Raw genomic sequence first — 12,233 nt, 5'->3', positions numbered from 1 at the left:
TATAGCATGGTTTGATACAGTCAATAATCCTAGCATATTATTCCAATTAGTTATTAATAGAATAATCTACGATTTTCTATTACAATAGAAAAAGAATATCGAAGGAAAGTGTGATTAAACGTTGGGAAAAAAGAAAAAGAAAAAAACGATACCTGTACGTCTTAATATTATTTTCTTTTTTGTCTTTTTATTATTCTCCGCATTGATTCTGCGTCTAGGCTTTGTGCAGATTGTTTATGGTGAGGATTATAAAAGAGAATTAGAGAAAACAGAAGATGTTACAGTAAATACCTCTGTGCCACGTGGCAAAATGTATGATGCAACAGGAAAAGTGATAGTAGATAATGTAGCAGAAAAAGCAATTACTTATACGAATTCTGGTGCGAAACAAGAAGATATGCTCAAAACCGCTGAATTACTATCAAAATATATTATGAAAGATACGAAAAAGGTGACGGAGCGCGAGAAAAAAGACTATTGGATTATAAAAAATAAAAAAGAAGCGGAAAAGAAAGTCACTGAAAAGGAAAAAAAAGCTTTAGCTGAGAAGTATCCAGATCAAGAGGAATATAATAAGCAAGTGTATCAATTGCAGCTTGATCGGATTACCGAAGAGGATATAAAAACACTTACTAATCATGATTTAGAAGTGTTAGCTATCTATCGTGAGTTTATAAGTGGATACAAACTAACACCGCAAATGGTCAAAAATAAAGAGGTAAGCGACAAAGAATTTGCTGTAGTTAGTGAAAATTTAGAAGCCTTACCTGGTGTAGGTACCACAACAGACTGGGAGAGATCCTATTCGTTTGGAGATACGCTAAAATCTGTTTTAGGGAATGTAAGCTCCGCCGAAAGAGGACTGCCGGCAGAGAAATTAGATTATTATGTTTCTAGAGGATATAGCAGAAATGATCGGGTCGGTACCAGTTACTTAGAACTTCAATATGAGGATGTTCTAAAAGGGCAAAAAGAGAAAATTCGCAATAAAACAGACAAAAAAGGTAATATAGTCAGTACCGACGTCATTACAGAAGGAAAACGCGGTAATGATCTGGTTCTATCAATCGACATGGAACTTCAATTAAAAATAGAAAAAATCATTGAGGAAGAATTAAAAAAAGCAAAAACATTTGCGGGAACTAAATTACTTGATCGAGCCTATGTTGTGTTAATGAATCCAAATACAGGGGATGTCCTGTCAATGGCAGGGAAACGACTAGTGAGAAATGATAAAACAGGTAAAATGGAAGTTCAAGATGACGCGCTTGGTAATATTACAACCACTTACAACGTAGGTTCTGTTGTCAAAGGTGCAACTGTCTTAACTGGTTATAAAACAGGAGCCATTTCTCCTGGCACCGTATGGAATGATACTCCTGTGAAAATTGGAAATACTACCAAAAAATCGTGGACAACTATGGGGCCAATCAGCGATCTTACCGCTTTACAACGCTCATCCAATGTTTATATGTTTAGAACGGTGATGAAGATGGCTGGTGCTAACTATGTTTACGGTAAACCACTATCTGTTTCATTAGCTGACTTTTCGTTAGTGAGAAATGAATTTGCCCAATATGGACTTGGAATCCGTACTGGTATTGATTTGCCGAATGAGCAAGTTGGCTTTAAAGGACAAGATACATTACCAGGTTTCTTACTGGATTTATCCATTGGACAATATGATACGTATTCGAATATGCAGCTTGCACAATATGTTTCAACCATTGCTAATGGCGGGAACAGAATGGAACCGCATATTGTAAAAGAGATTCGCGAACCAGTGGCAGATGACAGTACACTTGGACCAGTAGTAGAAACAGTTAAACCCAAAGTATTAAATAAGGTTGATGTTAAACCTGAATGGATCAAACGAGTGCAGCAAGGATTTAAAATGGTGGCACAAACTCCAAAAGGTACTGCTTATTCTAATCTAGGTGGGAAGGATTATTCACCTGCGGCAAAAACAGGGACAGCAGAGGCATTTTACGATGGACCTTCTCGCAGTGAGTATGGAAAAGAACCGCCGCAAGTTATGAATCTAAGCTTAATCAGCTACGCACCTTCCGATAACCCAGAAGTAGCAATGGCTGTAATGGTTCCATGGGCATACCAAGGAAGTGTAGATAATGGTTCCAATAAGAAAATCGGGGAACGTGTATTGGATGCGTACTTTGATTTGAAAAAAGAAAGACAAAAAGAAGAGAAAAAAGACAAATAATAGGATCAAAAAGGACAAAACTACCATTTACTAGTTTTGTCCTTTTTTTATAAAAAAAACAAGGAATACCCCAATTAACAAAAATAGGGCGAAAACCCTCTAAATTTACAATGTGTTTACATTGATTTACAAATAGTTAAAACCAAGTTAATACTAAAGTCTTATAGTTATCTTGTAAACAAAACAAGCATCCTTAGGGGGTAAAGAGAAAAATGAAGAGCCTTAAAACAGTAGGATTGACAGCAATGATTGGAACAATGTTAGCATTATCAGCGTGTGGTGGAAATAACGATGCCAGTTCATCTAAGTCATCTGATTCATCAAAAGATAATGGAACTGAACAATTATCTGGCCAAATAAAATTAGACGGTTCATCAACTGTATATCCAATTATGGAAGCAATCGTTGAAGAATACCAAGCAGAGCAGCCAAACGTGAAAGTTTCTGTAGCATCATCTGGTACAGGTGGTGGCTTCAAAGCATTTATTGCAGGGGAAACAGATTTCAGTAATGCATCCCGTCCAATTAAGGATGAAGAAAAATCAGAGTTAGAATCAAAAGGAATTGACTATACAGAATTAAGATTAGCATATGACGGTTTATCTGTTGTAGTGAATAAAGATAACACATGGGTTGACCACTTAACATTAGATGAATTAAAGAAAATCTGGCTTGAAGATGGTACAACAAAAAAATGGTCTGATATCCGTGAAGGATGGCCAGAAGAAGAAATTAAATATTATTCTCCAGGAACTGATTCTGGAACATTCGATTATTTTGATGAAGTGATTTTAGAAGAGCAGCCAATTGCTAAAGCAGCGACATTATCAGAAGACGATAATATTTTAGTACAAGGGGTAACAGGCGATAAAAACGCAATTGGATACTTTGGCTATGCTTATTATGCTGAAAACAAAGATAAGTTGAAAGTAGTACCAATCGACGGAGGGAACGGCCCGGTTGAACCAACAAATGAAACGGTTGAAAGTGGCGAATATTCCCCATTATCAAGACCATTATTCACTTATGTAAAAAATGAATCGGTGAAAAAAGATGAAGTAGCTGATTTTGTAGAATTCATGATTGAAAATGCGGCTGACTTATCAGAAGATGTAGGATATGTAAAATTGCCAGATGAGGAATACAAAAAAGATTTAGAATTAATCGAAGGACTTAAGTAATAAGTTTTGATGGAAAGCTTTGTACTTAGCTTTCCATCTTGCTGTTGGATTAAGGGGGACTTAAAAGCATGATTAAACAAACGACAAATGTGAATGCAAGATCTGTACAAGAATTAATTGCTGAAAAAAAACAAAAAAATAATTTAAGTAAGCTGTTAGAAAAAATTATGCCTAAAGTATTATTGATTACTGCAATCTTTTCGGTATTAACGACGCTCGGTATTCTATTTACATTAGTAATGGAAACATTTACTTTTTTCGAAAGAGTGAATATAAAAGAGTTCTTAACAAGTAAATCATGGTATCCATTTTCTGATCCAGGTTCTTTTGGAATCATGCCACTTGTGTCTGGAACGTTAAAAGTAACGCTGATTGCTGGGATTGTTGCTGTGCCAATAGGGTTGGCATCTGCCATTTTTTTAAGTGAATACGCGAGTGATAGAACAAGAAGAATAATTAAGCCAATTTTAGAAGTACTTGCTGGTATTCCTACAATTGTCTACGGTTTTTTCGCTTTAACATTTATAACACCATTACTTAGATCCATTATTCCTTCTTTAGAAATGTTTAATGCTTTAAGTCCAGGAATTGTTATTGGGATTATGATTACGCCAATGATTGCTTCTTTATCAGAAGATGCAATGAGTGCTGTTCCCAGAGCAATGCGGGAAGGAGCATTAGCAATGGGTTCTACTAAATTAGAAGTTGCTTTAAAGGTAGTCTTACCTGCTGCAGTTTCTGGAATTGTTTCTTCCATTGTATTAGCTTTATCAAGAGCAATTGGGGAAACAATGATTGTCGCAGTTGCAGGAGGCAGTACACCTAATCTAAGCTTCAATGTAACAGAATCTATACAAACTATGACAGCCTATATTGTTCAAGTAAGTCAAGGAGATGCAGGATATGGAACAACGATTTATTACAGCATTTATGCGGTTGGATTTACATTATTCCTGTTCACTTTCTTGATGAATCTGCTTGCTCAGTACATTTCTCGTCGTTTTAGGGAGGAATATTAAGATGAAGTTAGTAAACCATTCAGAAGTTATTAAGCGAATGAAACCAAGATTAATGAAAAACATCATAATGAAAGGATTATTTTTTAGCGCAACTTTATTTGGTTTAATTGTTCTTGGTGTCCTTTTTTATCGAGTATTGACTCAAGGAATTGGCTATTTAGATTTTCAGTTTTTAACAAGCTTACCTTCCCGTAAACCTGAAAATGCTGGCGTCTATACTGCATTGATAGGAACAGTATGGCTTATGGCGGTAGTTGCACCTGTATCGCTTTTGATTGGAGTGGGCACGGCGATATATTTAGAAGAATACGCAAGTAAAAATAGATTTACGAATTTTATTCAGATTAATATATCGAATCTTGCAGGTGTACCATCCATTGTTTTTGGTCTATTAGGATTGACACTATTTGTTCGTGCTTTGTCACTTGGAACAAGTGTTCTTGCAGCAGGGTTAACAATGAGCTTATTAGTATTGCCAATCATTATTGTTGCAGCTCAGGAAGCTATTCGATCCGTTCCTAGTGAATTAAGAGAAGCCTCTCTTGGAATGGGAGCAACGAAATGGCAGACAATTGTCAGAGTAGTCATGCCTGCAGCTATACCAGGTATTTTAACTGGAGGAATATTGGCACTTTCTCGGGCAATTGGCGAAACTGCTCCACTAGTAGTATTAGGTTTACCTTTATTCCTAGCATTCTTGCCGAGAACTGTTTTTGATATGTTTACAGTGCTGCCAATGCAAATCTATAACTGGACAGGAAGACCGCAAGAAGAGTTTCAGAGTCTTGCAGCAGCAGGGATAATTGTTCTTTTAGTTTTATTGATTTTAATGAATTCTATTGCAGTATTAATTCGAAATAAATTTCAAAAACGTTATTAAACGTGTAGGGGGAACTTCAAATGAGTACAGTTTTTGCAGATAAAATTAAAAAAGCAGTAGAAATAAATGCTACAGACAGTAGTGTGAAAAACTCTGTTTATAAAACAAATCAGCTTAATTTGTGGTATGGGGATAACCATGCGCTGAAAAATATAGATTTAGACATTATCGAAAATGAAGTAACTTCTATTATTGGACCATCAGGCTGTGGTAAATCAACATATATCAAAACTTTAAATCGGATGATTGAATTAGTGCCAAGTGTAAAAACTTCAGGGGAAATTAATTATCGTGGCAGAAATATTTTTGATAAAGATTACGGAGTGGAAGAACTAAGAACAAAAGTTGGAATGGTCTTTCAAAAACCAAATCCATTTCCCAAATCTATTTATGAAAATGTTGCATATGGACCAAAAATTCATGGGATACGAGATAAGAAAATTTTAAATGAAATTGTCGAGAAAAGTTTAAGGGGAGCGGCAATTTGGGATGAAGTAAAAGATAGATTAAACCAAAATGCATATGGACTTTCTGGTGGACAACAACAGCGTCTTTGTATTGCAAGATGTCTTGCAATTGAACCAGATGTTATTCTTATGGATGAGCCAACCTCTGCACTTGATCCAATTTCGACATTAAAAGTGGAAGAGTTAGTTCAAGAACTAAAAGAAAACTACAGCATTATTATTGTTACACATAATATGCAGCAAGCAGCCCGTATCTCTGATAAAACAGCATTCTTTTTAAATGGAGAAGTAATAGAGTTTGATGTAACCGATAAAATATTCTCTAATCCAAAGGATAAAAGAACAGAAGATTATATTACAGGTAGATTTGGATAATTATTTAAGCTTAATTCCGAAAAAGGAGATCTTACTATGCCAGTTAGAGAGAAATTTGAAGCAGGGCTTAAGGAACTGCAAGAGAAACTGACAGAGCTTGGTGAATTTTCGATTCAAGCTCTTGAAAGATCATTAGAAGCACTTGAAACACAAAATATAGAAATGGCTTTAGAAATTATTGATGATGATCAAAAGGCTGATCATTTGTATGAAGAAATAAATGACTTTGCGATTCTATTAATTGCGAAGCAGGCACCTGTAGCAATTGATTTAAGAAGGATTATTGTTGGAATTAAGATTGCGACTGATATTGAAAGAATCGCAGATTTTGCTGTTAATATTGCAAAAGCTACTATTCGAATTGGGAATCAAGAATTAGTGAAACCGATGATACATGTTAAAAAAATGTTAGGGATTACTAACGAAATGCTGCGCTTATCCTTAAATGCTTATAATAAAGAAGACACAAAACTAGCTCGAAAAATCGCGGAAATGGATGATGAGGTAGATGCTTTAAATAAACAAGCGTTTGTGGAGCTTTTAGAAATTAGTAAAAATAAACCTGAGTATTTACAGCAAATTTCGCAATTGACATTTGTCTGTCGTTATTTAGAAAGAGCAGCAGATCATACTACTAATATAGCTGAAAATATTTTCTATTTAGTTAAAGGCCGACAATATGATTGGTAAATAAAAAAAGACCGGAACAAAGGATTTCACCCCAAATATTATACGGAGATACTAACAACATCTCTATAATATTTGGGGTTTCATTATTTCATAGCTTTTAACTAATTAGTGTGCTTCATTTATACTTAATAGCTAAATATGGATTGTTCGACCTTTTAGATTACTTATTTAATTATGTTCCAGTTCGTTTATTTTGTAAGAGTTTCGGCAATTTTTTTATGACTCATGTCACTAGTTAAAGGAAAGCTGCCAACTTGAATTTTGGTATGGTAGCCATTATCAATTAAGTATGTTTCAAACTCTTCTTGATCTTTGACGATTTTTTCTTTATATAATAACTCAGCAATTTCAGAAATGCTCATACCGCTTTTAACTTTTAACGTATAGGCAATGTTATCTTGTTGTTCTTCTGTTGGCTCTTCTTGTGTTTTCTCTTTTTCATTTGCTGCTGATTTTGCTTGCTCTTGTTTCTTCTCTGCTATTTGCTTTTGTAAATTATTATATTCGTCCTCTGCTAACACAGTAAACCCCTTTGTTTGAAGATAGGATGTTGCTTCAGATACACTTATCGTTGCTTGTTCTTGACTTTTATTTTCTAAATAGTAATAAAAACTTCCAATAATGCTTGCTGAAAGGAGCATTCCGATGGCAAATGAACGTAAACTATGTTTTTTCATTTAGTTACTTTTCGACCCTTTCCTTTATAATTTGCTGAACTTGAGTGATAGATAAGGAAGATTGACTGGCAATCTGCTCAATTGGTACACCACTTGCTGCAAGGGTCCAGACTTGGTTTTTAATAATAGCGTGAATGGGCTGTGGTTTATCCCTTTCCATTGCGGATGGTTTTTTTAGGGTAGAAGATGGCTTTAAAGAAAAATCTTCCTCACCGATCATTAACTCTTCTTCTAATAGTTTTAATTTCTTTTTTATTTTGTATAGCTCTTGTACTTGTTGAATGGAAAGCTGATCTATTTCCTCTCGTAAATCTTTAATGGGATCACGAAGGAAAAGAGACAGAATAAGAAGGAATAAAGAAATTCCTATAATTACTAACATTACAATTAACATAATTCACCTCAGAATAAAATCTTCATTTCAAATGATATAAATAATAAGAGACCTAAAGAAGAACAATGCAAGCTAAAGATATTTTATCATTAACTATCGGTAATTCCTATTAAATCAAGATCGTGGGTGACAATATTCGAATAGATGTGCGAAACAGTTAAGAATATGTCGTAATTCATCTGGAATTTTTAAAACCATATGTCGAATCGATGTTGTAATAGCTAATGGAAAAAGGCAAAAAAAAATTTTTTGCTCCATTACAATAAACGTATGTATGTTTAAGCATAATCCGACAAAATCTGTTCGTTGTGGCAATACTCATTCAGTGGTAACATAATAGATATAATTAGCGAACTAAAAGGAATCTTGTATGCATATACTAGTAAATTGCGGTACATACACCTATGAAATGAAATGACATTTGATAAATAAAATTTAGAAAGAGGTGCAATTTCTATTGATTGAACAAATTGTAAATTTAAGACGTAAAGGACTGTCTTTCCGGAAAATTGCCATCGAACTAAATTCAACTGTAGGAAAAGTTCAGTACCAATGGAAAAAATATGTGAAGGAACAAGAACAAGATGGGAATGTTGGACAAGCAGAGGAGCAAAAGAAGGCAATCCAAATGCAAAAGCAGGAATCATATATAACGGAAAGCTTTTGGACAAGCGTTGATTTATTAGCAAAGAAAAATGGGATGGAGGCTTGGTTAACGTCAGAAGACACTGCATTAATATTTTGGAGAATTCCCGAAGGAAAATGGCAGTTAATTTCAACTTATTATGATATTGATCCGGAAACTTGTTCGCTTGCAGTAAAGATTAATGATATAACTAGCATTATCTATAATGGAAGAAATGCGCATAATTCTCGTATTCTACCTGTTGAAAATAGGCAAGAATCAGTTGTGTTACAGGACTTATCACCAAATAGAAGTTTTTGTTTTGAAATAGGGGTTCTTGATGTGTATCAATCCTTTTTACCGATATTACAGTCAAATCCCTTGCATACACCGAGAACTGCCCATAACCAAACAGGCCAACTAGCAAAGGATTTACAGGAGTGGGAGAATGGGGATGTTTCTGTCCCGAATTGGATTGAACATGTAAGCACTTATAGTTATTATGAATTAGAAGAGCAAGAGGATGTGAAAAAGAAATGAATGGTTCTTATTTTCAGCTGATTGTAATTAATAAGATTCCTTTTATGAACTATTTTTCAAAAGATAAACAGAAGAAAAAGGAATTATATACACAAACTATTAACTTTATCAAGTTTCTTTTCGAAACAGAAAAGAATCAACTTCCATATACCATTCAAATTGTTGTGCCGCCAATTTTTCTCGAACTGCTTGATGTGCAGTCATTTCGAGAAGAAATAACAGAATTTTTAGAAAAATACTGTTGCGATGATGAATTGTATTCTTTCTGGATAGAAAAAGAAAAAAATCTATTAAAGGTCCTTAAGTCGCTTCTTCAAGAAAAGCGGATCGAATTGCTGGCAAGTCCCGCTTCCTTTTCGCCTTTATCAAATGTATCGACAAGTACAGGTATTCAATTACAAATAGAGATAGGCTTATCTATTATTGATGATTATTTAGACTACCGACCGACAGGATTCTGGTTTCCAGAAGGAAATTTTTCACCTGGTTTAGATTTATATTTGAATAAAGAGAACTTTTCTTATAGCTATCTTAACAGTAAGACAATCAATCATAGTGATCCCTTACCAAGCGGTACAGGTATTGCAGTTGAATCACCACATAATATTGTGTTTTTTCCTGTTGAAGAAAAGCTGTATCAACTTTTTAAAGGGGAGAATGTAACGAAACAAATATGGGATAAATGGTTATTAGATTTGCTAGAATCCTATCCTCCATACATAAATGAGTCCATTTTATCCTTATCAATTGATTTAGCTGACTATGTGAAGATAACAGACGAGCTGAATAAAAGTATTCGTTATTTAAATGATGAAGGCTATGTGGTTCATATCATGCCTGAAACATATATAAAGCAATTCAGTCAAGGAATGGATCGTGTCCATCTCTGTGCTTCCTTCCTAGAACGTAGAGGGGGAGAGGCGGTTGTTACACATAGTTCTTTCTATGCTGCTTTAGCATTTTTGGAAAGAGAGCTTCATGAATGGAGACAAATTTCTTTACCACCAGCAACTAATAGAGTGCAAAAGCAATTGGAAAAGGAATGGTTGTTATTAAGCGCTCTCCTTTATCAAGATAATTGGACAAGTGAAGAAGTAACAAACCATCTAGAAGCGGCAAAGAAGTTAAGCGGATTTTGGATAGGACCAATCGATAAAGACTGGCTTTCCTTAAGAGAAAGAGAACAACCAATTTTAAATACAACAATCCAGAACCATAAAACGGTTCGGTCTCAAAAGGAACCAACAAACAAGAAGAGCATTTTAATCTTATCTTGGGAGTACCCGCCCAATCTAGTTGGTGGTCTTGGTGCTCATGTAGTTGGGTTAACAAATAGTTTAATAAAAAATGGCTATGAAGTTCATCTTGTTACAGCACAAGCGATGAACAAAAATCCAGAAGATGTAGAAGAAAAGGCTGGCTTATTTGTTTATCGAGTTAAGCCGATTTATAGTAAAGAGCAAAACTTTATTCACTGGATTGGCGGCTTAAATTTAGCAATGTGGGAAAAAGCAATAGAGATAGGAAAGAACACAACATTTGAATTAGTGCAAGCACATGATTGGCTAGTAGGTGCAGCTGCTATTTCTTTAAAGAATCAATTAAATATTCCTTTAATAGCTACCATCCATGCAACTGAGCATGGAAGAAACGGTGGTATCTATACGGAAATGCAGAAATTTATCCATAGGCAAGAAAGGCAGTTAATAGACACAGCTGATTCTTTAATTGTGTGCAGTGAATATATGCAGAATGAGATAATGACTATTTTTGATGTAGAACAAACGAAAATTAATATCATTCCCAATGGAGTCGAAATGCTGAAAAAGGAAGCCGTTTCAGCAGCTCCGGTTGATAATTTCTCAAGAGACAACAAAAAAGTTGTTTTTGCCATGGGGAGAATGGTAAAAGAAAAAGGCTTTGGAACATTATTAGAAGCAGCAAGAAAATTGCATAAAAAGCGAAATGATCTATGTTTTGTTATTGCTGGAATCGGTCCAATGTATGACGAATATCAACAATTTATTGAGAGACATCAATTAGCAGAAAGTGTTCATTTAATAGGCTATTTGCAGGAAGAACAGAAGAATGCACTCTATGCACAAGCAGATATAGTTGTTATACCAAGTTCCTATGAACCATTTGGAATCGTAGCATTAGAATCCCTTGTTTTCGCCATTCCAACGATTGTATCCCAGACAGGCGGCTTAAAAGGAATTATTAAGGATGGAGAAACAGGACTATATATGGAAACAAATAATGCAGAGAACTTAGTAAAGAATATCGAGTATTTGTTAGAAAATCCAGTCGTAGGTAAAGAAATTGGTAAGAAGGGGCAAATATTAGTTAGCCAGCTTTTTAGCTGGAATCGAATTGGCGAAGAGACAAAAAGAGTTTTTGATGAATTGATTGTACAGGCAAAGGTGAAGGAATCCATATCTAATTAAAAATATTAGAGTAGGTGAAGGAAGAATGAAAATTGAGGCCAATTTACAAAAAGACTATCAAAGTGTTCAAAGAAAGTTATTAGTAAAAAAAATAACGACAACTCCTGGAATCTGGGTTGATGGAAAAACGTATTGGATTCAAAATGGTTATGAAAAATTAATACCAGAACATTCTATTTCCGTTCATGTAAAACAAATACACAAGCACTCGAAAATTCAATATAATGAGATTTTCGTCAGAAATCACTCTCAAGAACCCCAAAAAATGAAAATCCTAGTGTTGAATTATTTTTCAAAAGCTTTTCATAATCATCTTTCTTTTGTATCACCTACGGAAAACGTTATCTATCATTCCATTGATGACCAGCTATATTTAGTAAATGGAGAACATAACTCAAACAGCATGGAACAGAGAACCGTACAACCTCTCTGGAATGTGCATACTGATCATATATGGAGCAATAATCAAAATGGAGTCCTAAAATATCAGCCTATGGCAAAAGGCTCCAGTGTAAGTATTTTTTCTTTAAATATGGAGGTAATGCCTCAATCAACTGGTATTAGTCGCGCTTGGTCCATTATGGGGACAGAAAAAAAGGATATTTTAGATATGAATCATATTCTAATGCAAACAAGTACTAGCATTTCCTAACAAAAGATGTTATCATATAAAAGTCGTATGCACGAACTAGCAACCTATAGTTTGGAGGGAAATAA

The 12,233-nt window shown here is 34.6% G+C and carries 11 protein-coding genes; 9 read left to right on the top strand and 2 right to left on the bottom strand.

The features are described from left to right. Positions 1 to 121 precede the first annotated feature (121 nt). The 6 genes from NiCM35_RS18525 (at position 122) to phoU (ending at position 6,833) form a co-directional block, all read left to right on the top strand. Positions 122 to 2,221 (top strand): peptidoglycan D,D-transpeptidase FtsI family protein, encoded by a 2,100-nt coding sequence (locus NiCM35_RS18525; RefSeq protein WP_095333873.1) that lies wholly within the window; start codon positions 122 to 124, stop codon positions 2,219 to 2,221. A gap of 212 nt (positions 2,222 to 2,433) precedes the next feature. Next, complete coding sequence (locus NiCM35_RS18520; protein WP_095333875.1) at positions 2,434 to 3,402, top strand: PstS family phosphate ABC transporter substrate-binding protein; 969 nt, start codon at positions 2,434 to 2,436, stop codon at positions 3,400 to 3,402. 68 nt (positions 3,403 to 3,470) lie between these two features. Beyond that, on the top strand, positions 3,471 to 4,421 hold the full coding sequence (gene pstC / locus NiCM35_RS18515) for a phosphate ABC transporter permease subunit PstC (protein ID WP_095333877.1): 951 nt from the start codon (positions 3,471 to 3,473) through the stop codon (positions 4,419 to 4,421). 1 nt (position 4,422) lies between these two features. After that, positions 4,423 to 5,301: a phosphate ABC transporter permease PstA gene (pstA, locus tag NiCM35_RS18510; protein ID WP_095333879.1), complete on the top strand. Its 879-nt coding sequence runs from the start codon at positions 4,423 to 4,425 to the stop codon at positions 5,299 to 5,301. 20 nt (positions 5,302 to 5,321) lie between these two features. Then, positions 5,322 to 6,143 (top strand): phosphate ABC transporter ATP-binding protein PstB, encoded by an 822-nt coding sequence (gene pstB / locus NiCM35_RS18505; RefSeq protein WP_433780486.1) that lies wholly within the window; start codon positions 5,322 to 5,324, stop codon positions 6,141 to 6,143. A gap of 36 nt (positions 6,144 to 6,179) precedes the next feature. Next, positions 6,180 to 6,833, top strand: a complete 654-nt coding sequence (phoU, locus tag NiCM35_RS18500; protein WP_095333883.1) for a phosphate signaling complex protein PhoU — start codon at positions 6,180 to 6,182, stop codon at positions 6,831 to 6,833. A gap of 188 nt (positions 6,834 to 7,021) precedes the next feature. Here the strand turns inward: phoU and NiCM35_RS18495 are convergent, their stop codons facing one another. After that, entirely contained in the window at positions 7,022 to 7,510 is a 489-nt protein-coding gene (locus tag NiCM35_RS18495) for an endolytic transglycosylase MltG (RefSeq protein ID WP_095333885.1), read from the bottom strand. A gap of 4 nt (positions 7,511 to 7,514) precedes the next feature. Continuing rightward, entirely contained in the window at positions 7,515 to 7,904 is a 390-nt protein-coding gene (locus tag NiCM35_RS18490) for a hypothetical protein (RefSeq protein WP_095333887.1), read from the bottom strand. A gap of 457 nt (positions 7,905 to 8,361) precedes the next feature. Between NiCM35_RS18490 and NiCM35_RS18485 the strand changes: the two genes are divergently transcribed. The 3 genes from NiCM35_RS18485 to NiCM35_RS18475 are packed head-to-tail and all read left to right on the top strand — an operon-like array spanning position 8,362 to position 12,168. Then, positions 8,362 to 9,069 (top strand): DUF4912 domain-containing protein, encoded by a 708-nt coding sequence (locus NiCM35_RS18485; RefSeq protein ID WP_095333889.1) that lies wholly within the window; start codon positions 8,362 to 8,364, stop codon positions 9,067 to 9,069. Continuing rightward, the gene (locus NiCM35_RS18480; RefSeq protein WP_095333891.1) at positions 9,066 to 11,516 is read left to right on the top strand and encodes a glycosyltransferase; all 2,451 of its coding nucleotides are present in this window, start codon (positions 9,066 to 9,068) and stop codon (positions 11,514 to 11,516) included. Before NiCM35_RS18485 ends, NiCM35_RS18480 begins: the two co-directional genes overlap by 4 nt. A 25-nt stretch (positions 11,517 to 11,541) precedes the next feature. Continuing rightward, entirely contained in the window at positions 11,542 to 12,168 is a 627-nt protein-coding gene (locus tag NiCM35_RS18475) for a hypothetical protein (RefSeq protein ID WP_095333893.1), read from the top strand. The last annotated feature ends 65 nt before the right edge of the window (positions 12,169 to 12,233 follow it).

Source organism: Niallia sp. M35 (genome assembly GCF_050971705.1).
Taxonomy (GTDB): Bacteria; Bacillota; Bacilli; order Bacillales; family Cytobacillaceae; genus Niallia; species Niallia circulans_A.
This window is presented reverse-complemented; position numbering and strand designations above follow the sequence as displayed.